The 19,995-nt window shown below is 40.5% G+C and carries 23 protein-coding genes; 11 read left to right on the top strand and 12 right to left on the bottom strand.

Translation table 11 applies throughout. The features are described 5' to 3' along the window. Window positions 1–17 precede the first annotated feature (17 nt). From AC5WOF_RS12220 to AC5WOF_RS12205, 4 genes are all read left to right on the top strand, one after another. Window positions 18–1,166, top strand: coding sequence for an acyltransferase family protein (locus tag AC5WOF_RS12220; RefSeq protein WP_496050236.1), 1,149 nt, complete (start codon window positions 18–20; stop codon window positions 1,164–1,166). A 431-nt stretch (window positions 1,167–1,597) separates the two neighbouring features. Next, window positions 1,598–1,927 carry a PadR family transcriptional regulator gene (locus tag AC5WOF_RS12215; RefSeq protein ID WP_496050235.1) on the top strand — a complete coding sequence of 110 codons (330 nt, stop codon included), beginning with the start codon at window positions 1,598–1,600 and terminating at the stop codon, window positions 1,925–1,927. Continuing rightward, the gene (locus tag AC5WOF_RS12210) at window positions 1,914–2,471 is read left to right on the top strand and encodes a DUF1700 domain-containing protein (protein ID WP_496050234.1); all 558 of its coding nucleotides are present in this window, start codon (window positions 1,914–1,916) and stop codon (window positions 2,469–2,471) included. Before AC5WOF_RS12215 ends, AC5WOF_RS12210 begins: the two co-directional genes overlap by 14 nt. Then, window positions 2,468–3,535: a DUF4097 family beta strand repeat-containing protein gene (locus AC5WOF_RS12205; RefSeq protein WP_496050233.1), complete on the top strand. Its 1,068-nt coding sequence runs from the start codon at window positions 2,468–2,470 to the stop codon at window positions 3,533–3,535. Before AC5WOF_RS12210 ends, AC5WOF_RS12205 begins: the two co-directional genes overlap by 4 nt. Window positions 3,536–3,844: 309 nt before the next feature. Here AC5WOF_RS12205 and AC5WOF_RS12200 read toward each other — a convergent pair whose 3' ends face one another. The 12 genes from AC5WOF_RS12200 to upp form a co-directional block, all read right to left on the bottom strand. Further along, complete coding sequence (locus AC5WOF_RS12200) at window positions 3,845–4,024, bottom strand: hypothetical protein (protein WP_496050232.1); 180 nt, start codon at window positions 4,022–4,024, stop codon at window positions 3,845–3,847. A gap of 274 nt (window positions 4,025–4,298) precedes the next feature. Continuing rightward, window positions 4,299–4,694 (bottom strand): F0F1 ATP synthase subunit epsilon, encoded by a 396-nt coding sequence (locus tag AC5WOF_RS12195; RefSeq protein ID WP_496050231.1) that lies wholly within the window; start codon window positions 4,692–4,694, stop codon window positions 4,299–4,301. A 15-nt stretch (window positions 4,695–4,709) separates the two neighbouring features. Continuing rightward, window positions 4,710–6,110: a F0F1 ATP synthase subunit beta gene (gene atpD / locus AC5WOF_RS12190; protein WP_496050230.1), complete on the bottom strand. Its 1,401-nt coding sequence runs from the start codon at window positions 6,108–6,110 to the stop codon at window positions 4,710–4,712. Between the two features lie 22 nt (window positions 6,111–6,132). Further along, window positions 6,133–6,999, bottom strand: a complete 867-nt coding sequence (gene atpG / locus AC5WOF_RS12185; protein ID WP_496050229.1) for an ATP synthase F1 subunit gamma — start codon at window positions 6,997–6,999, stop codon at window positions 6,133–6,135. 40 nt (window positions 7,000–7,039) lie between these two features. Beyond that, complete coding sequence (gene atpA, locus AC5WOF_RS12180; protein WP_496050228.1) at window positions 7,040–8,554, bottom strand: F0F1 ATP synthase subunit alpha; 1,515 nt, start codon at window positions 8,552–8,554, stop codon at window positions 7,040–7,042. Between the two features lie 21 nt (window positions 8,555–8,575). Further along, a complete protein-coding gene (locus tag AC5WOF_RS12175) occupies window positions 8,576–9,106 on the bottom strand; it encodes a F0F1 ATP synthase subunit delta (protein WP_496050227.1) in 531 nt (176 codons plus the stop codon). Beyond that, a complete protein-coding gene (atpF, locus tag AC5WOF_RS12170; RefSeq protein WP_496050226.1) occupies window positions 9,103–9,591 on the bottom strand; it encodes a F0F1 ATP synthase subunit B in 489 nt (162 codons plus the stop codon). The genes AC5WOF_RS12175 and atpF overlap by 4 nt, the downstream gene beginning before the upstream one ends. Window positions 9,592–9,766: 175 nt before the next feature. After that, window positions 9,767–9,991: a F0F1 ATP synthase subunit C gene (atpE, locus tag AC5WOF_RS12165; RefSeq protein ID WP_160800256.1), complete on the bottom strand. Its 225-nt coding sequence runs from the start codon at window positions 9,989–9,991 to the stop codon at window positions 9,767–9,769. 23 nt (window positions 9,992–10,014) lie between these two features. Continuing rightward, window positions 10,015–10,752: a F0F1 ATP synthase subunit A gene (gene atpB / locus AC5WOF_RS12160; RefSeq protein ID WP_496050225.1), complete on the bottom strand. Its 738-nt coding sequence runs from the start codon at window positions 10,750–10,752 to the stop codon at window positions 10,015–10,017. A 9-nt stretch (window positions 10,753–10,761) separates the two neighbouring features. Further along, window positions 10,762–11,136 carry an ATP synthase subunit I gene (locus AC5WOF_RS12155; RefSeq protein WP_496050224.1) on the bottom strand — a complete coding sequence of 125 codons (375 nt, stop codon included), beginning with the start codon at window positions 11,134–11,136 and terminating at the stop codon, window positions 10,762–10,764. An 8-nt stretch (window positions 11,137–11,144) separates the two neighbouring features. Continuing rightward, window positions 11,145–11,360, bottom strand: coding sequence for an AtpZ/AtpI family protein (locus AC5WOF_RS12150; RefSeq protein ID WP_240875542.1), 216 nt, complete (start codon window positions 11,358–11,360; stop codon window positions 11,145–11,147). Window positions 11,361–11,577: 217 nt separating this feature from the next. After that, window positions 11,578–12,207 carry a uracil phosphoribosyltransferase gene (upp, locus tag AC5WOF_RS12145; protein WP_496050223.1) on the bottom strand — a complete coding sequence of 210 codons (630 nt, stop codon included), beginning with the start codon at window positions 12,205–12,207 and terminating at the stop codon, window positions 11,578–11,580. Window positions 12,208–12,422: 215 nt separating this feature from the next. Between upp and AC5WOF_RS12140 the strand changes: the two genes are divergently transcribed. From AC5WOF_RS12140 to bioC, 7 genes are all read left to right on the top strand, one after another. After that, window positions 12,423–13,787, top strand: coding sequence for an MATE family efflux transporter (locus AC5WOF_RS12140; protein ID WP_496050222.1), 1,365 nt, complete (start codon window positions 12,423–12,425; stop codon window positions 13,785–13,787). Between the two features lie 298 nt (window positions 13,788–14,085). Next, on the top strand, window positions 14,086–15,435 hold the full coding sequence (gene bioA, locus AC5WOF_RS12135; protein WP_496050221.1) for an adenosylmethionine--8-amino-7-oxononanoate transaminase: 1,350 nt from the start codon (window positions 14,086–14,088) through the stop codon (window positions 15,433–15,435). Continuing rightward, complete coding sequence (bioD, locus tag AC5WOF_RS12130) at window positions 15,428–16,138, top strand: dethiobiotin synthase (RefSeq protein WP_496050220.1); 711 nt, start codon at window positions 15,428–15,430, stop codon at window positions 16,136–16,138. The genes bioA and bioD overlap by 8 nt, the downstream gene beginning before the upstream one ends. A gap of 3 nt (window positions 16,139–16,141) precedes the next feature. After that, window positions 16,142–17,140: a biotin synthase BioB gene (bioB, locus tag AC5WOF_RS12125; protein WP_496050219.1), complete on the top strand. Its 999-nt coding sequence runs from the start codon at window positions 16,142–16,144 to the stop codon at window positions 17,138–17,140. Further along, the gene (bioF, locus tag AC5WOF_RS12120) at window positions 17,137–18,315 is read left to right on the top strand and encodes an 8-amino-7-oxononanoate synthase (RefSeq protein WP_496050432.1); all 1,179 of its coding nucleotides are present in this window, start codon (window positions 17,137–17,139) and stop codon (window positions 18,313–18,315) included. The genes bioB and bioF overlap by 4 nt, the downstream gene beginning before the upstream one ends. Further along, window positions 18,312–19,046 carry an alpha/beta fold hydrolase gene (locus tag AC5WOF_RS12115; protein ID WP_496050218.1) on the top strand — a complete coding sequence of 245 codons (735 nt, stop codon included), beginning with the start codon at window positions 18,312–18,314 and terminating at the stop codon, window positions 19,044–19,046. The genes bioF and AC5WOF_RS12115 overlap by 4 nt, the downstream gene beginning before the upstream one ends. Beyond that, complete coding sequence (gene bioC / locus AC5WOF_RS12110; protein WP_496050217.1) at window positions 19,033–19,845, top strand: malonyl-ACP O-methyltransferase BioC; 813 nt, start codon at window positions 19,033–19,035, stop codon at window positions 19,843–19,845. The genes AC5WOF_RS12115 and bioC overlap by 14 nt, the downstream gene beginning before the upstream one ends. Window positions 19,846–19,995: the final 150 nt, after the last annotated feature.

Below are 19,995 nucleotides of genomic sequence, written 5' to 3'. Positions count from 1 at the left end.
GAGACATAGAATTTACCATGAATACAATAAAAAACACTCCTATAGGGAAATCGTCGTCTCAAAAAGCCGGCCGGTTATTCTTTATTGATAACCTAAGGTCAACACTCACCATGTTGGTAGTACTGCATCACTTAGTTTTCTTTTCCATTGCTACGAATGTGTTCAAACCCGGATCAATTGAAGCTACTATTGGAAACCTATTCCTCTCAATTAATCAAAGCTTTTTCATGGGGCTGTTCTTCCTGATTTCCGGTTATTTCGTTCCATCTTCTTTGGAGCGTAAAGGAGCCAGACGTTTTCTCCAAGATAGATTCGTTCGACTGTTTATCCCTATCATCTTTTACGATTTCGTCCTTAGCCAAGTCCAAGCAATCGATGCGTATATTATCAATCGAGAACCATTGACATGGAAAACTTATTTTTCACATGTGACATACGGGCCCATATGGTTTGTCGGAGTACTTCTGATATTCATTTATTTCTATGTATTCTGGGTACAAGTTATTAAAAAACATGCAAAGTCAAATGATCACCAGCATATTGCCCTTACCTACACCAAAATCATTATCTTCACCATCGTATTAGCAGCAGCAAATTTCATTGTTAGACTATGGATTCCGGCTTTTGGCCTACCTGGAGGCTCAGCTCCCGTTCAATCCGTTGTTCTATTGTTTACACCATCCGGATATGACCTTGCACAATATATACTACTATTCATCGTTGGTACTATTGCTTACAAACACAATTGGTTACAAACGATCTCTGACAGGATGGGCAGAACAGGATTCATAACAGCGATTGTTGGTCTCTTCTTATCTTTATACCTTGCTATGAGTGGACTACCGTTTGCAGGCGGCTGGAACTGGGTATCTTTCGTTTACTCCCTGTGCGAATCCATATTCTGCATTGGAATTTGTATTGGCTTGATCACTCTCTTTCGTAAGAGGTTTCCCAGCAGAGGTAATTTTTCAGGGCTATTGGCAGATAATGCCTTTACTGTTTACATCATTCACATTCCGATTATCACAACTGTCATTGTTTTCTGGAAAGTACTTCACCTCACACCTGCATTCATATTCCCAGCAACAGTGGTAGTCACGATACCTCTTTGTTACTTATTGGCTAATTTGATTCGGAAAATTCCCTTTATGTCAAAAGTCTTATAACTGATTTCCAATCAGAGGGGTAATCAATAAATTTTAATACGTAATTTGATTACTCCTTCATTTTAACGGTTCTTCTTTTCACCTCTCCTTCCATTTATCTCTTTTTGTCTATAATGAATCTCATCTTCAAATTTATCCACAATCTCAAGTGACCCTCATTCCTAAAATCCACTAGCGTTGAATTTCGATATATAAGACTTCGTAAAAAACGCGCTAAACCTCAATGTTTATAAAGGTAATTGACTCTTTACTTTCGGTCGGCCTAAGGTCTAATATTCATTTCAATATCTAATTCGGTTTCTATCTTAACAGAAATCTCCTTCTAAAATAAAATTAATTTAGTACCTTGCAATGTATAATAGTGCGTGATATTATTCTATCAGCAGGTACAATACATTGCACAGTACCTTTAGATAATTGGATGTGATCAGATGAATGTACAGTTCAAAAAAGGGGTTCTCACTTTATGTGTTCTGGTATTAACGCTAAATAAAGATAGATATGGTTATGAATTGGTTCATACGATTTCCGAAAAATTCCTTATTGCAGAGGGCACGATCTATCCACTGCTCAGAAGGTTGACCAAAGAAGGTTACTTTACAACCTACTTAGTAGAATCCACAGAGGGACCGCCACGAAAATATTATCAATTAACAGATCTCGGACAAACGTATGCAGATGAGCTAATCAACGAATGGAAACAATTTTCAACCGGAGTAAATCAGTTGATCAAGGAAGGGATTTTAAATGAACAAAAATGAGTTTCTGGCAGAATTAAAAAGACACTTGCATCGACTACCAAAAGAGGAACAAGAAACAACCATTGCTGATTATGAGGAACACTTTGAACATGGTGTCTTTGAAGGTAGAACAGAAGAAGATATTGCAAAGAATTTGGGAAGTCCTAAGAAGATTGCAAGAGAATTACTTACTGAATACCATCTGGAACATGCAGAGCAACATCGCTCATACTCTAGTATTACAAGAGCGGTCTTTACTTCACTCGGGCTTGGATTTATCAATCTTGTTTTTGTACTAGCCCCTTTCCTCGCTATTGTAGCAGTAGTAATCTCTTTGTATGCTGTATCTTTTGCATTTGTTATCTCACCTCTCTCCGTCCTAGTCATGCTCTTTGGCGATGATAGTTGGCAATCTATCTTATTACTATTTTTTATGACGATGGGATTATTAGGGATTGGGTTAGTTCTTGGAACTATAAATACGTATTTTTCCAAAAAGTTTTTTTACATCTTTACCCGTTATTTAAAATCCAATCAGCGAATCATCCGAGGTGAAAGCAGATGAAAAAAATTATTGTAACCGGCATTATCCTTTTTCTTATTGGTTTAGTAGGCGCATCTGTTTTGGTATATAAAAATGTAGGACTTGAGTCAGAAACCCCTTTTAAACATCAGAAACAAGTAGAGGCGAGCAACACAAAAAAAGTAATTGTAAAAAGTAATTCTATTGATATTGAGGTATATCAAAGTCAAAATAATCTAATATCTGCAATTTTCACTGGAAACAAACGAAAAAATGTCACCACTGATTTACTACTTTCGAATAAAGGCGATACAATTGAAATAGAGGCAAAACGCGAAGAAAATGCCAGATCATGGATTCATTTCGATCTAGGATCGATCAAACAACCTACTAAAGTTAGAGTATATTTGCCAAAAAAACAATATGAATCATTAGCTTTACAATCTAAGCATGGGGATATAATGTTGGAAGATTTTCAAGGAAATACAGTAAAAGCAAGTACAAATAATGGGGACGTAAAATTTCAAAACGTTAATGCAGCACTGACAGTTCAAACTAGTCATGGAGACATTGACTTGTCGGAAGTCGCTTTTCATGCTAAAAATTCGATCTCTACTTCATCAGGAGACATTCACATTCAATCCGCTTCCAATCCAGATGCATCAAAAAAAGCACCCCAAGACCACTTGATTTTACAGACCTCTTTTGGAAATATTGATGTAGATGGATACCAAGGAAATATATTACAAGCAACTACCAATTCAGGTGATGTCACCTTACAAAATATTGATTCCACCTTTACTGCTCAATCTGAAAATGGCGATGTCCATATTCAATCTATCCAAAACTTCTATGCACAAAATAAAGTAATTACAAGCAATGGAGACATCAATGTTTCTGTCGGACATGATCCAAAATCATTAAATGTAAACTTTACAGGCAGCGATGTTCAATCTGATTTCCCAATTCAAACCCAAGGAAAGACTTTGACATCAACAAATGAAGGTGATAATCGACAGCTCAAAGGGGTTATTGGTACAAGTAATACAAATTCCCCTTCACTAGTACTGCAAACTCACAATGGGGATGTTTCTTTTAGCCGGTAATAATCTAGAAGTAATCATGAGCACTCTCTATTTAGAAGAAGAGTGCTTTCTCATTTCTCTTTTATATTCAGTCGTTTACCGTTCTTTCAGGAGTATTGGTTCTTAGAGATGACTATCCGATTCCAAAATTTGAATTATTGTTACGAATCATTTTTAAGCCTTAACATTTCCTATTTATAACTATGACAATATGCTGCCTGTTCTACAAATGAAACATCCTTGGCATGATCCATGTTATCTTTATTGTTATTGGCCCCAGCAAGGTATCAATGACATCTTGCTGGGTACCTAGAGAATTCCCTTCAGAGGCTAGATCGGTGACTTCTTTCCCGGCTCCTCTTTATTCCAGAGCTCTACATCCGGGAAGTTCTGTTGTAGCTTTTTCGCTCGATCCACAGCAACTGTAACTGCTGAACCCTTATCAGAAAATGGAAATCCATCCGTCTTGCAGAGGACCTGAACATCTTTCCCTGGTACCTCTACCCTCACGACCCAACCTTCGGAATAACGTGGGGAAGGAGCGCATTCCAAGATCCTGACATTGGCAATTACTGTTTCTTTGTCCATGAACTTCTCTCTAGGCAGGGACATTAAAAGCTATTATAACAAAAATAGAATTGTAATAGATATACAAAAATTATCATTTCGAATATTAAAACTTTTGATAGGACTAAATTTTACATTTCAGAATCGAGCTTTTATGCTGATATTCATATAAAAAACACTTCCCTACGAATAAGGAAGTGTTTTCTTTGATGTATTATTATCTCCACTTAGCTACTTCTAAACGATTCACTGCACGTTTAAGTGCTAGTTCCGCCCGTGCTAAGTCACCTTCGTGTTCTGACATCCGTCCTTGGGCTCTCTCTACAGCAGCTTCAGCTCGTTCTACATCAATATCAGTAGAGAGCTCTGCTGTTTCTGCAAGAATGGTCACACCACTTGGACGAACTTCCAAAAATCCTCCGCTTATCGCAATCCGCTCTTCGTTACCTTCGTTTTTCACTCTCACAACGGTAACAGATAAGGGGCTGACAAGTGGAGCATGGTGAGGAAGAATACCAATATCCCCATTTGCAGCACGAGTGATTACCATTTCTACATCTTTGGAGTAAACTTTTCTTTCTGGGGTAACGATGTCCAGTTGCATTTTACTCATTTGACAACACTCCCACTAGGCGGTAACGCCAAGGGATTTTGCTTTTTCAATGGCTTCGTCAATGTTTCCGACCATGTAAAAAGCATCTTCAGGAAGATCATCATGTTTACCTTCCAAGATCTCTTTGAAACCACGAACGGTTTCTTTTACTGGTACATACACCCCAGGTTGTCCGGTAAACTGTTCTGCAACGTGCATATTTTGGGAAAGGAACTTCTCGATCCTACGCGCACGAGCAACCAATTGTTTGTCATCTTCCGATAGTTCATCAAAACCAAGAATTGCAATGATATCTTGTAATTCATTGTAACGTTGCAAGATTTGTTGTACACCACGAGCTACATTGTAATGTTCTTCTCCAACAATCGCAGGAGATAAGATACGTGAAGAAGAAGCTAGTGGATCAACCGCTGGGAAAATACCTTTTTGTGTTAGGCGACGTTCCAAGTTGGTGGTTGCATCCAAGTGTGCAAACGCAGTTGCTGGTGCTGGGTCTGTATAGTCGTCCGCAGGAACGTAAATCGCCTGAATAGATGTTACAGAACCAGTCTTTGTCGAGGTAATACGCTCTTGCAATTGACCCATTTCCGTTGCGAGCGTTGGCTGATAACCTACCGCTGATGGCAGACGACCAAGAAGTGCGGACACTTCAGAACCTGCTTGGGTAAAACGGAAAATGTTATCAACGAAGAACAATACGTCTTGACCTTCATTGTCACGGAAATATTCAGCCATAGTAAGACCAGTTAACGCAACACGCATACGTGCACCTGGCGGCTCGTTCATCTGACCGAATACCATTGCTGTTTTGCTGATAACACCAGAGTCTTTCATCTCATGGTAAAGGTCGTTCCCTTCACGGGTACGCTCTCCAACACCTGAAAATACGGAAAGACCACCGTGTTCTTGCGCGATATTATGAATCAATTCCTGAATCAAAACGGTTTTCCCTACACCTGCACCACCAAAGAGTCCGATTTTCCCACCTTTTGCATATGGTGCTAGCAAGTCTACTACTTTGATTCCGGTTTCTAGCATTTCTTGTTCAGTTGATTGTTCTTCAAAATTTGGAGCAGAACGGTGAATTGGAAGTGTTTCCTTCGCATCTACAGGACCTGCTTCATCGATTGGTTCACCCAACACATTAAAAATCCGGCCAAGTGATGGACGACCAACTGGAACAGAAATCGGAGCACCTGTATCTTCTACATCCATTCCCCGAACTAAGCCATCAGTAGATGACATAGCAATTGTACGTACGTTGTTATCTCCAAGATGAAGAGCTGTTTCCAATGTGAGCGATGTTCCATCGCTTTTCTTAATCACAAGAGCATTATTGATTTCAGGTAGTTGTCCACGTTCAAACTCAACGTCAACGATAGGACCCATTACCTGTAAAACTCGCCCTAGACCCATCTTATTCCCTCCTTAACAAAAACTATAATGCTGCGGCGCCACCGACAATTTCGGCAATCTCTTGTGTAATTGCTGCTTGACGAGCCCGGTTAAACTCAAGAGTTAAATTACCGATAATTTCCGTCGCATTTTCCGTCGCATTTTCCATTGCATTCATCTGTGCTGCATGTTCACTTGCTTTACCTTCTAAAAGTGCACTATAAATCAAAGTCTCCGCATATCGAGGTAACAACTCCGCTAATACCTCTTCTTCCGATGGCTCATATTCATAAGCGGTATTTTGACTTTTTTCTTCTTGTACCAACTCATCGGATGCTAATGGTAAGAGCCTTTTTTCCATTGGACGCTGAACAACAGGGTTTACAAACTCGTTATACAGCAAATATAGTTCATCATAATTACCATCTGCATAGTTGCCCACAGCATCTTTGGCAATATTGATTACTTCTGAAAACTGAGGAATAGCAGATATCCCTGTCGTTTGACCGATTATGGGAAGATTGCGTTTTTGCAGCACTTCCAAACCTTTGCGTCCAATAACAAAAACTACATATTCATCTTTTGAACTATGCCGTTCTTCCAACTTCTGCATGAGCAGACGGATCAAATTACTGTTATAACCACCCACAAGCCCACGATCTGAAGTTACGATCAAATATCCGGTTTTAGAGACTGTTCGTGACTGTAGCATGGGATGTTTTACACTTGATCCACTATGTGCTAAACCTGTGATAACTTCTTTTAGTTTTTCTGCATAAGGACGGCTTGCTTCCGCCTGTTCTTGTGCTTTACGGAGATAAGAAGCAGCTACCATTTTCATCGCTTTGGTGATCTGCTTGGTTTTCTCAAAAGAATTTATCTTTAATTTAATCTCTCGCATCGTTGCCATCGTTGATTCACCCGCCTTTCCTCTCAGGCTTCATCAGTCTTTACGCTGTTACAGAAAAACCTTTTTTAAAGCTTGCAACCGCAGATTTTAATTTCTCATCATTTTCATCTTCCATCTTCTTATGTTCCCGAATACTAGCCAAAATATCTTCATGGTTTGCATCCAAGAAAGAATGGAATTCTTTTTCAAAACGGCGTACATCGGCAATTGGAATGTCATCCAAATGACCTTTGGTTGCCAAGTAAATAGATATAACTTGTTTTTCTACTGCCATTGGTTCATTTTCATCTTGTTTCAAAATCTCAATGACTCGCTCACCACGTGCAAGTTTTGCTCTTGTAATAGGGTCTAGATCAGAACCAAACTGAGCAAATGCCGCAAGTTCGTTATATTGGGAGAGGTCTAGTTTCAAGCTGCCCGCTACTTTGCTCATTGCTTTGATCTGAGCAGAACCTCCTACACGGGATACGGAAAAACCTACGTTTACTGCTGGGCGAACACCTGAGTAAAACAAGTTAGACTCTAAGAAAATTTGACCGTCTGTAATCGAAATTACGTTGGTAGGAATATAAGCGGAAATATCGCCCGCTTGTGTCTCGATAAATGGCAATGCGGTAAGGGAGCCGCCACCACGCTCATCGGATAATTTTGCAGCTCGCTCTAATAAGCGGGAGTGCAAGTAGAATACATCCCCTGGGTATGCTTCACGACCTGGCGGACGGCGAAGAAGAAGGGATAATTCACGGTATGCAGCCGCTTGTTTGGATAGATCATCATATACACATAGCACATGTCCGCCATTGTACATGAAAAATTCACCCATCGAACATCCAGCATATGGCGCCAAGAATAGAAGAGGAGCTGGATCAGATGCGCTTGCAGCTACAATGATGGTATATTCTAATGCACCATGGCGACGTAGTTTCTCTACTACTTGTGCAATGGTTGATTGTTTTTGTCCGATTGCTACATATACACAGACCACATTTTTGCCTTTTTGGTTGATGATCGTGTCGATTGCAATCGTCGTTTTTCCTGTTTGACGGTCTCCAATGATTAACTCCCGTTGTCCACGACCAATTGGTACCATTGAGTCAATCGCTTTAATACCAGTCTGCATCGGCTCATGAACAGATTTCCGATCGATAACCCCAGGTGCAGGGGACTCAATAGCACGAAATGCAGTAGTGTTAATTGGGCCTTTTCCATCTAATGGTTGCCCAAGAGGATTTACTACGCGTCCAAGTAATTCTTCTCCTACAGGTACTTCCATCAAACGACCCGTACGTTTTACTTGATCGCCTTCTCGAATTTCACTGTAAGGACCTAAAATAACAACCCCGACGTGATTTTCTTCTAAGTTTAAAACCATCCCCATAATGCCGCCTTTGAACTCTAAAAGTTCACCAGCCATTGCATTTTGGAGTCCGTGAACGCGGGCAATACCGTCCCCAACTTGGATAACGGTACCGACATCGCTAACTTCAAGGTCCGCTTGATAATTTTCGATTCGTTCTTTAATCAGCGAACTGATCTCTTCTGCACGAATGCTCATACCGATTTTCACCCCTATGCTTTAAGCATTTAGACGTTCTTGAAAACGGAGCAATTTAGTTTTGAGGCTGCCATCATAGAGGCGATCGCCTACTTGCACAATTACTCCACCTAATATATCTGAATCCACTCGTTCTTCGATAACTAGTTTCTTGCCGATTATTTCCGCAAAAGTAGTCACTAGTTCTGCTTTTTCACTAGCAGTCAACGGATATGCAGCTGTTACAACTGCTTCTGCCATACCAGTTGCCTCTAAAGCCAGTCTTTTATACTCAGCAGCAATCCCGGTAAGTTCATTTTCCCGTCCCTCATCTACCAGCAAATATAAAAAGTTTTTGGTAAGAGGTTGAACTTCTGCAAAACTATTTTCTAAAATAGCTTTCTTCCGCTCTAAGGAAGTTGCCGGATGAGATAACCACTTTGAAATATCCGAACGTGCAATTGATTCGAGTATAAGTTTCAAATCAGCCCCTATTTCTTGGAGCAAGCCATGTTCTTGGGCGACTTCAAACAAAGCTTTTCCATATCGTTTTGCTACTAACGATATATTCATTGCATTCTTCCTACTTGTTCAAGATAACGGTGTACCAACTTTGATTGATTGGTTTGATCCAATTCTTGACCAATCAATTTTGTAGCTAGTTGTACACTCAATTCTCCCACTTCCAGACGAAGAGCAGATAATGCTTTTTCTTTCTCACGGTTAATTTCGTTTGTCGCCTCTTGTATCAACCGTTCTGCTCTTTCGTTAGCTAAACGGATAATTTCTTCCGCTTCACGCTCTTTTTGAACTTTTGCTCGCTCAATAATTTCTTTTGCTTCTTCTCTTGCTTGTTGCAAAGCTTCTTTTTGATCCTTGACTAGTTTTTCTGCATCTGCACGTTGTTGTTCTGCCGACTTGATTTGTCCATCAATATAATCTTGTCTTGTACGCATTGTTGTAAGCATAGGGCGAAGTGCAAATCGAGAAACCAAAAGCATCAGAATAAGGAAAATCACCAACTGAGCTAACATTGTCCCCAAATTTAAGCTTAACAAAGGAGGTCACTCCTTTCGGTTATAGTGGATAAACCAATACATATATTTTCATTACTCTTCTTTCAGAGAAACTGTATCTTCTAAAGTTAAAACAATAGCGGGAGATTTTGTGCCCCCGCCCATTTTCCTAAATCCCGCAAAATTCCCCTGCGGTTGGACTAGCACATTACCTGACTTAAATAACTCCAAACAGAAGAAGAATACCAAGAGCCACACCAATAATTGGCAGAGCCTCGATCAATCCGAACAAAATCATGGTTTGACCAAATAGTTTGCTTTGAGATTCAGGCTGGCGTGCGATCCCTTCGATATATTTTGCGAAAAGATTACTGTTACCGATTGCAGCTCCGAGTGCTGCGAAAGCGATCATGATTGCACCTGCAAGAATATTTAAATCCATTTATATGTTCCTCCCAAAAAAGTTTAGTGATCTGATGTCATCTTTTGTGCGATATACACATTTGCTAGTACAGTAAAAATATAAGCTTGGATTGCCCCGACGAATACAGAGAATCCCATCCACGCTAACATTGGTATTCCAGTCAAGTAGATTGGACCTTTTGTAAGCATAATAACGATCAAAACTTCCCCAGCAAAAATGTTTGCCCATAAACGCATAGCATGAGTTGCTGGTTTAGAAAACTCTTCGATTACATGAAGTATACCTAGCGGGCTTAAGAAGTGTTTAAAATATCCCTTTACACTTTTTCGAAGTCCCATATAGTTTGCAAACAAGGCAATAGCAACAGCCATCGAAATCGTTACATTTAGATCAGCAGTAGGAGATTTTAACCATGAAACTTCATGAGACTTTTGCAAAAGTTCCTCTGTAATCCCTAGTGCTGGTACTGCATGATGGGCTTCAGCTGATACCATCATGATAACTCCAAGCTGGTTTGCTATCAAAATAAACAAAAAGAGAGTGAAGGTAAACCCAAGATATTTTTCTGCTGTCCGGTCATCAAAACTCATCCGCGCTATTCCACGGCTAAAGTCGATCACCATCTCTACTATATTTTGAAGTTTACCGGGTCTCATTTGACGTCCGCGGGTAGCTAAAATAGTAATGATGAGTACGATAACAGCAGTTAGCAACGAACCGATTATAACAGCTAAATCAAAAGTTAAACCGAGAAAAGTAACCTTTGGTGATAATTCCATTCTGATAAGTCACCCCCTTTGTGCTTTAGGAGTTGTAAAGTAGGAGAAAATAGATAGGATATAGCAAAGTGGCAGCCCAATAAGTACACTCTTTACATCAAATGCAGCAGGATATTTGGCCGCAATTAGCATAGCGAAAGCTACCACAAAGAAACGATTGATCATTCCTGTTCCTCTGATTTTGTTTCCTGTTAGGGCATTTTTGAGTACAAGCTCCAGCTTCCAAGACAAGTACCAAAAATTATACAGGCTCACAGATGTCCCCAAGAGGAGTCCGCCAAAAAAAGCACGGTACGGGGTCAGAAAAACCATGATCAGAAACACGCTGAGGAGTCCAGTAGTGAGGACCATAACGCGACGGCGAGTGGTTAGTTTTGATTCCATGAGGGAAGTCATTCCTTTAAAAAAGCTTTTAGCGTGAAGGCAGCACTGACAAAACCGATTGAAAGACCTAAAACTAGGCCGATAAGAAGCCACAAAGGCTTGGTATGCCAAGTATCGTCTGCCAGTTTCCCTAACCAAGCGCCACCAACAGATAGGATTATCACTTCCGTACCCATTGAACCAACCATCGCTACCAGACGTAACGCACTTTTATCTTGATTCACACGGAAAACCCCCTATTGAAAGTAAGTTAATGGGGTATTGGTGAAAAATTTGTTGGTTCGAGGGTAATTGTCTCAATTAGTCGTTTCCCCTGCTAATACTACCGGATGCCTTCTTTCATTGTCAACGCTTTCGTACCCCAGAATGTGAATAATTCGTCACACATTTGCAATATCCTTGAATTATGCTTGTAAAAACAATGTAATTTCCGTGAAAAAATTATTTTGTTCCAAACAACCTATCCCCTGCATCTCCCAAACCTGGTACAATATAGCTCTTTTGGTTTAATTTTTCATCTACTGCTGCAACATAAATGTCAACATCAGGATGATCTTCTTGCAAACGGGCAATTCCTTCAGGTGCAGCAATTAAGCACATAAACTTCATGCTTGTCGCCCCAATTTTTTTCAATTGATCAATTGCAACCGATGCTGATCCGCCTGTGGCAAGCATAGGATCGATCACAATCAACTCACGCTCTCCAATATCAGATGGCATTTTGGCATAATATTGTACGGCTTCCAATGTCGCTGGATCACGATACAATCCAATATGACCCACTTTTGCTGCTGGAATTAATTTTAATACGCCATCTACCATCCCAAGTCCTGCACGTAAAATGGGAACCAAGCCGATTTTTTTTCCTTCAATCATTTTACATGTCATGGTAGTCACAGGTGTCTCAATCTCTACTTCTTTAAGAGGTAAATCTCGAGTAATTTCGTATGCCATCAAGGTCGCTACCTCATCTACTAGCTCCCGAAATTCCTTTGTACCTGTATTTTTATCCCGAATATACGTCAATTTGTGTTGAATCAAAGGGTGATCAAAAACGTATACATTGCTCATCTTCTCATTCCTCTTTTCTTGTATCCATTATCGACGATGTACTTTTTTCCATACCTAAAAAAAGCCCCTTATTGAATATAGATGTTCTGAAAAGAAATTACTAGCTTTAAGGATGGATCAACACCATCTCTCGATTAAAAATCTCTTCCTTTTTAAAGTGGCTCCCAAAACTTCTGTTATAATAATAATATTCCGACTATAGACAAGGAAAGATAGTGATTCGGAAATCCCTGAAAAACCAGATGATCCAAACAGCTGGATGGGCAGGTATTGGACAGCTTTCAAAGACAGTAACTGGTTTCATCAGCATGTTACTCGTAGCTCATCTTGGCATTCCAGCCATCCTGATTGTTACATCAACCTTTATGGTTACGCTCATTTATCTGGCGATCGATCAGCAATTGCGAAGTGTGACAACGCACCTGATCAGCCAGTGCACCAGTCAAAAGAAAGAACATCTTCCAAAAAGCTTGGCAGCCTTGAAAGAGCAACGCAAAGAGACAGAAAAACAGATGGTACTCGTACAAACGATCACTGTCCAAGCATTGCAGTTTTCCATGGCATTTGGATTCCTTGTAGGAGGGCTATCACTTGTCTTTCCCAGTGAAATCCTCCAATTGACGGGTGCTAGCGATTCAGTAGCACTTGAAGGCGCGACTTACTGTCAAGTTATGATGGGCTCAATCTGCCTGCTTTCCCTTTACAGCACAGTGGAGGGAACATTGCAGGGAATCGGACAAACTGATCGTTCAACTGGAATGATTTGGAACGGGACTCACCTGCTGCTCGGATTTGTTGGAGCTTATTTCCTCAACTTCGGAGTAGTAGGCATTGCTTGGGCATCGATTATTGGACAAGTAGCAGGACTGATCTATATGACCTTTTTTCTGAAAATGGTGTTTCAGAAAAAGCTCTTCTCTCTTCATCCTAATTGGGGTGTCCAAAAAGATGTTCTCCGTAACGCAGTTCCACTAATGGCCGACATGTTGTTCTACCAAATGAACGCAGCGTTTCTGTGGTACATTTTGCGAAGTTACGGCGATGTAGTGTTTGCCTCGCAACGAATTGCAGCGGAAATTATGGCGGTTCCTTCCGCCATTTTCTGGGGGTTCTACGTATCGGTAAGTCGCTTTGTACCTCAGGCTTATGGTGATTCCAAATACAAACGAGTCAAGCAGTACACCACTAGCATTCTGAAAGTGGGCATTCTCACTGCCATTATTATTCTCAGCTCGGTTTTCCTCTTCGGAAAATGGATTACAAAGCTCTTCACCAATGATCCCAAGATGATCACCACCACCAATCAATGGATCTTCATCTATCTATTGGTAGGCGTAGCTGGCGTCATCTACAATGTGGTCGCACGTGCCCTTAAAGCGATCCAAAAAAATACGATCATCATGGTGAGCAGCTTCATCAGTAATGCCGTTTGGTGTAGTTGCATGATCATCGCTTGGAAACACATGAACCTTTGGGTTGTCGCAGCAACGTATGTCCTGTACCAATCGATGGAAGCTGCAATCGTGGGTTGGTACTTCTATACACAAAAATGGAGGCCACCTGTGATAGTAACGAAGTAAAAATCGATGTACTAGCGTCATAAAAGCACCCTTCTTTCTCCATAAAGAGGGGTGCAGTCATATATTTTTATATCTTCTATGTTCTCTTCTATTCTTGAGATGCAAACTGTACATAAATCGAGCTTAAAAATCTATACTTCTTATGACAAAAAAGTTAACCACAACTCGTTATGCTGGTTAGCTTTTTTCATTTGTTTGGAACAAATGAAAAATTCCCCCTTGTTGTGCCACGAAAGTTCTGTTATATTCTCAAACGTAAACTAATATATTATTTAGGTTTACAATCGGAGTGTGAGTTTTGGGAAAATACGAAGAGTTATTACAAAAAAACCGACAATACCTATGGAACCCATTTACGCAAATGAAGGAGTATTTGCAAGAAGAACCACTGATTATCGAGCGAGGGGAGGGAGTAAAGCTTATCGATGTCAGAGGCAAAGTGTACTACGACGGAAATGCCTCCGTATGGCTAAATGTATTTGGGCACAACCGCAAAGAGTTAAATAATGCGCTCCATAAGCAAATAAATCAGATTGCTCATTCTACTCTGCTGGGAATGTCCAATGTACCTGCGATTTTATTGGCAGAACGACTAGTTCAGATAACTCCTGATCGTGTACAAAAAGTATTTTTTTCTGATAGTGGAGCGGAAGCAGTGGAAATCGCATTAAAGATGGCCTTTCTCTACTGGAAACACCGGGGAAAACCAGAGAAACACATTTTCCTCAGTATGCGAAACGCCTATCACGGGGATACAGTCGGCGCTGTGAGTGTTGGTGGAATTCCTACTTTCCATCATGCATTTGACCGATTGTTATTTCAAACGGAAAAAGTTCCCTATCCATATCCCTATCGGTTCACTGGCACAGAACAGGAATGTGTAGAATCATGTTTAGCTGAACTTCAAAGAAAGTTGGAAGAGAAAGCGGATCAGATTGCCGGATTAATTGTTGAACCGATGGTACAAGGTGCAAGTGGAATTATCGTAGCTCCAAAAGGTTATATGGCGGAAGTAGAAAAACTGTGTCGCCAGTATGATATTTTGCTATTGGTTGATGAAGTAGCTACTGGATTTGGGAGAACAGGAAAAATGTTCGCTTGTGAACATGATGGAATAGAACCTGACATTCTGACGGTTGGAAAAAAATTAACCGGTGGTTATTTACCTGTAGCTGCTACACTAACCTCCGATGAAATTTACCAAGCCTTTTATGGAGATTATGTAGACCAAAAAACTTTTTATCATGGACATTCCTATACAGGAAACCAATTGGGCTGTGCGGTTGCATTAGCAAACTTAGATCTATATGAACAGGAAAATATAATCGAACATGTTCAAGAAATGAGTGAACAGGTCGCCCAATGGTTAAAAGAATTCTACCAACTCTCGCATGTTGGTGAAGTACGTCAACTAGGATTGATGATTGGGATTGAGTTAGTAAAAGAAAAAGAGAGCAAAAAACCATATCTTCTTCAGGACACAATCGGACAACGAGTATGTAATCGGGCAAGAGAACTCGGTTTAATCACTCGTCCTTTGGATTCTGTGATAACTTTTCTTCCACCGCTTATCGCTGCAAAAGAAGAACTGCGCGAGATGCTCCATATTCTCTATCAAGCAATTCAAGAGGGGACAGAAAGTGAGTAAAGGCATTTTTATAACTGCTACTGGAACCGAGATCGGTAAAACCGTCATAACTGCTGGACTTGCGGTAGCGCTTAAAGAGAGCGGTTATCGAGTAGGTATCATGAAACCTGTTCAAAGCGGTCATCTAATCCATGCAGATGAAAGTGATGGAATCCGTCTGAAATGCTGGGCGAAAGTAGATGATCCCATCGAACAGATTGTAACGTATAGTTTTCCTGAACCTGTTGCACCTCAATTAGCAGCAGAAACCCATCAAGTGCAAATTGAGCCCTCTTTCATTTTAAACCAATTGGCACAGTTGACGAACAAATATGATGTGGTACTGGTTGAAGGAGCAGGGGGGCTAATGACACCTTTAAGTACACAATACTGCATAGCTGACCTAGCACGAGATATCGGCTTTCCTCTTCTCATCGTAGCACAGCCTTTACTCGGAACAGTAAACCATTCTGCCTTGACAGCCCTCGTCGCACATCAATATGGGCTATCTCTAACAGGTGTTATGTTAAATGGATTAAAAGAAACAGAAAAAGACCTCAGTGTACAGCATAACCCTCGGCTCATTGAACAGGTAGCAAAAGTTCCAGTGTTAGGAACATTACCATGGTTAGGAGATTTCTTCACACCTGAAAAATTACAACAAGCCATTCAAGCTAACATCAATATTCCAAAACTTATAAGCCGTCTAGGCTGGGAGGAATAAAAAATGACTTTAAAACCAAACACCAGAAACTGGGAGATTTATGCCGACAAAGCTTTGACAGGTGATGTACTATCGTCGGATGAAGCAATGTCCGTGTTAGAAGCAGATGATATGGAGCTCCTGTCCTTGCTGCAAGCTGCTTTTCGTGTCCGCCACCATTACTTTGGAAAAAAGGTAAAACTGAACATGATCATCAATGCGAAGAGCGGTTATTGCTCAGAAGATTGCGGTTACTGCTCTCAATCTATCATCTCCAAAGCCCCTATCGAAAAATATACCATGCTAGAAAAAGATGTCATCGTTGCTGGAGCTAAGGAAGCAGTTAACCGGAAAGCTGGTACTTATTGTATCGTTGCTAGCGGTTATGGACCCACTGCCTCTGAACTGGAAGAAGTGATAGAAGCAGTGAAAGAAATAAAAAAAGATACGAAATTGAAAGTTTGTGCCTGCCTTGGGATATTGCGTAATGATCAAGCTTTGAAATTAAAAGAAGCTGGAGTAGATCGTTACAATCACAATTTAAATACAAGCAGCGATCATTTTTCCAATATTACAACTACTCATACTTATGACCACCGTATACAAACAGTAGAAATGGCAAAAGAAGCAGGAATTTCTCCCTGTTCTGGATGCATTGTTGGAATGGGGGAAACAAAAGAACAAGTTATTCAAATCGCCGCCGCATTACGTGAACTGGATGCAGATTCCATCCCAGTTAATTTCCTTAATCCTATCAAAGGAACACCATTGGAACATACAAAAGAGTTAAACCCTCGTTATTGCTTGAAAGTTCTTGCTCTCATGCGATTTATGAATCCAAGCAAAGAGATTCGTGTATCCGGAGGAAGAGAGGTAAACCTTGGACAATTGCAAGCCCTCGCTCTGTATCCAGCCAATGCCATATTTGTGGGAGATTACTTGACAACAGAAGGCCAAGCAGCAAATCTTGATCATCAAATGATCGAAGATCTTGGATTTGAAATCGAACTTTGCGCACTATGAATAACTGGGAACTAACAATAAAAACTGAATTAAACCAACTGGCTGATAAAGACTTAATACGCGAACTGAAACCTACCACTCATGGTGCTGAGCCTGTCTGTATTCGAGATGGAAAAAAATTGCTGAACTTCTCCTCCAATAATTATTTGGGACTATCAGGTCAACCTCTGCTGATCCAAGCGATGCAAACGGCCGAAGAAGCAGGTTCACCTTCCTCCCGGCTGCTTGCAGGATATGAAGAGGCAACACATTATTTAGAGGAACAACTGGCAAAATGGCAGCAAGCAGAATCCGCGCTCGTATTTAGCAATGGATATATGGCCAATCTTGGTGTTTTATCTGCTTTTTTAAACAAGACAGACGCTGTTTTTAGCGATCAATACAATCATGCCAGCATTGTCGACGGTATTCGTTTAAGTGGTGCGAAGTCATTTCGATATCGGCATAGCAACATAAATCATCTTGAAAGCCTGCTTCAAAAAGCGACTAGCAAAAACTATAGGCGAAAACTTATTGTCACAGATGCTGTTTTCAGTATGGATGGAGATGTTGCACCTCTCTGCGAACTCATCGCATTGAAAGAGAAATATGGGGCGGCTTTGTTAGTCGATGAAGCACACAGTGTCGGGGCAATGGGGCCTCTTGGAAGAGGTTTAGCCCATCATTTGGGAGTTGCAGAACAAGTAGACTTGCACATGGGTACATTCAGCAAAGCATTTGGTGTATATGGAGCATATGTAACAGCTAAAAAAGATTGGATTCAATATCTCATCAACACTTCTCGGAGCTTTATTTATACCACAGCTTTGCCGCCCGGCATCATAGCAGCAATTACTCAGGCTTTAAAGGTAATCCAAAAAAGCGACAGCTCTCGCCATCTATTGAAACGCAAAAGTATGGAATTTCGTTCTGAGCTTACAAAGCATGGATTCGATACAGCAAATTCCTCTACCCAAATTATTCCGATTGTCATTGGAGACAGTTCAAAGTCACTAGCTTTCAGTCAAAAACTCATGGAACAAGGAATCTTGGCTGTAGCCATCCGTCCGCCAACCGTACCGGTTGGTGGTGCAAGACTTCGATTCTCCTTGATGTCCAACCACCGAGAGGAAGATATACAAAAAGCAATAGAATCCATTATTCAAATTGGAAACGAATGGGCTGTAATCCGATGAAAAAACAGTATTCTTTTTTGTGGATTTCGGGCTGGTCTCTACCTTCAGCTATTTGGAAGCCTTTTATCAAAAAATGGACAGATGCACACCATTACAGCCTATCCTTTGAAAATTGCAAAACGGTTGAACAAATCAATGAACATGCAATCCAGACCTTGCAACAAATCGAACATAAACCAGTAATCATCATAGGTTGGTCACTAGGAGCAATGATAGCTCTTCAACTTGCTCTTCAATATCCAAAACAAATAAATCATCTATTCTTAATTGCAGCTGCCTCTTCATTCATCCGAAACAAACAAAATAAAACGGGATGGAGTGGATTGGTGATCAAACGAATGAAAAAACAGATAGAGATGGATGCTCATCAAACTATTCAGCTATTTGATCAAAAAATGTTCACTCATCATGAAAAACTCAGTGGCGTTGAAGCCAAATGGAACAAGGAAATAAGGGGAAATATTCCTTCTGTGTTATCCCTGCAAGCTGGTTTGGATTTCTTACAGCAATTTTCTTTTGACGAACACACAAAATTTATTCATACCCCTGTTTCATTACTCTCTGGTGAAAATGACGAGATTTGCTCTTTAAAATCAACACAATACTTAGCAAATCAACTATCCTCTTTTACCCATTCCGTCTGGCAAGAGACGGGACATGCTTGTTTTTGGACAAATCAAGAGAAATTTCATCAGTGGCTACAGGAGGGATTGCACCATGCTAGTAAATAAATCATTGGTTGCACGCAGATTTGATCGATCATCCTCCACTTATGACCAACATGCAGTGATCCAAAAGCAAATGGCACATCAGTTACTCCAAACTTTGGACAGATGTACTCAACCGATGAGACGCATCTGCGAAATAGGTTGCGGAACGGGGTATTTGACAAATCTACTCATGCAAAAGTATCCAGATGCAGAGTTATCAGCAATGGATCTTGCGCCAAAAATGATAGAAACAGCGAAAAGAAATAATCCAAACCCAAATATCAATTGGCACATAGGCGACGCAGAAGATGTCCATTCTTATTTATCAGGTAAATACGATCTGATCATTTCCAATGCAACGATTCAGTGGTTATCCAATCCGAAAGAGACCATCACATCTTGGGCAAAAGCACTCCAGCCAGACGGGGTGCTACTGGCCTCCACGTTCGGAATAGATACTTTCCAAGAGCTTACAGCTCTGTTTCAGAAGTTAGAAAGAAGGCGAGGACTTGAGCCTGACCAACACCACTTAATCATGCACTCCTCTTCCTATTGGAAACAACTTTGGACACGATCCGGGCTTACTTCTGTAAATGTACAAGAAAACTGGGAAAGAGTTTCTTATCCTAACTGCCGGTCTTTTCTACGAGGAATCAAAGCAACTGGAGCAAATTATTCCGTATCGCAATCCTCTTCATTGGCAAATCATCTGCTCCTAAAAAATGTGCTGGAAGAATATGATCAATCGTATTGTGAAGGGACTGGGGTGTACGCTACCTATCATGTCATCCATTTATATGGCCAGAAAACCAGTGTGTAATCAGTCATCTGTTATTACTGAGGAAGTAGAGAAATTTACCCTTTTGGGGTTTTGTACACCATGTGATAAATGAATCAAATTCAAAGAAGGTTCCGAGTGGCGGAACCTTCTTTCTACTTATAATTGGTATAATTTGTATCATTACTTCTC

Source organism: Shimazuella sp. NTD250 (assembly GCF_059510375.1).
The sequence above is the reverse complement of the archived record's forward strand: the minus strand, read 5'-3'. Positions and strand labels throughout refer to the sequence as shown.

What these genes read in the sequence shown, in the direction of transcription:
- atpD (WP_496050230.1), bottom strand. Translation starts at nt 6,110, where the DNA reads ATGGGTCTAGGGCGAGTTTTACAGGTAATGGGTCCTATCGTTGACGTT.
- bioF (WP_496050432.1), top strand. Translation starts at nt 17,137, where the DNA reads ATGAATAACTGGGAACTAACAATAAAAACTGAATTAAACCAACTGGCT.
- upp (WP_496050223.1), bottom strand. Translation starts at nt 12,207, where the DNA reads ATGAGCAATGTATACGTTTTTGATCACCCTTTGATTCAACACAAATTG.
- AC5WOF_RS12195 (WP_496050231.1), bottom strand. Translation starts at nt 4,694, where the DNA reads ATGAGTAAAATGCAACTGGACATCGTTACCCCAGAAAGAAAAGTTTAC.
- AC5WOF_RS12215 (WP_496050235.1), top strand. Translation starts at nt 1,598, where the DNA reads ATGAATGTACAGTTCAAAAAAGGGGTTCTCACTTTATGTGTTCTGGTA.
- bioC (WP_496050217.1), top strand. Translation starts at nt 19,033, where the DNA reads ATGCTAGTAAATAAATCATTGGTTGCACGCAGATTTGATCGATCATCC.
- AC5WOF_RS12175 (WP_496050227.1), bottom strand. Translation starts at nt 9,106, where the DNA reads ATGAATATATCGTTAGTAGCAAAACGATATGGAAAAGCTTTGTTTGAA.
- atpA (WP_496050228.1), bottom strand. Translation starts at nt 8,554, where the DNA reads ATGAGCATTCGTGCAGAAGAGATCAGTTCGCTGATTAAAGAACGAATC.
- AC5WOF_RS12115 (WP_496050218.1), top strand. Translation starts at nt 18,312, where the DNA reads ATGAAAAAACAGTATTCTTTTTTGTGGATTTCGGGCTGGTCTCTACCT.
- atpG (WP_496050229.1), bottom strand. Translation starts at nt 6,999, where the DNA reads ATGGCAACGATGCGAGAGATTAAATTAAAGATAAATTCTTTTGAGAAA.
- AC5WOF_RS12210 (WP_496050234.1), top strand. Translation starts at nt 1,914, where the DNA reads ATGAACAAAAATGAGTTTCTGGCAGAATTAAAAAGACACTTGCATCGA.
- atpE (WP_160800256.1), bottom strand. Translation starts at nt 9,991, where the DNA reads ATGGATTTAAATATTCTTGCAGGTGCAATCATGATCGCTTTCGCAGCA.
- atpB (WP_496050225.1), bottom strand. Translation starts at nt 10,752, where the DNA reads ATGGAATTATCACCAAAGGTTACTTTTCTCGGTTTAACTTTTGATTTA.
- AC5WOF_RS12220 (WP_496050236.1), top strand. Translation starts at nt 18, where the DNA reads ATGAATACAATAAAAAACACTCCTATAGGGAAATCGTCGTCTCAAAAA.
- AC5WOF_RS12155 (WP_496050224.1), bottom strand. Translation starts at nt 11,136, where the DNA reads ATGGAATCAAAACTAACCACTCGCCGTCGCGTTATGGTCCTCACTACT.
- AC5WOF_RS12205 (WP_496050233.1), top strand. Translation starts at nt 2,468, where the DNA reads ATGAAAAAAATTATTGTAACCGGCATTATCCTTTTTCTTATTGGTTTA.
- bioB (WP_496050219.1), top strand. Translation starts at nt 16,142, where the DNA reads ATGACTTTAAAACCAAACACCAGAAACTGGGAGATTTATGCCGACAAA.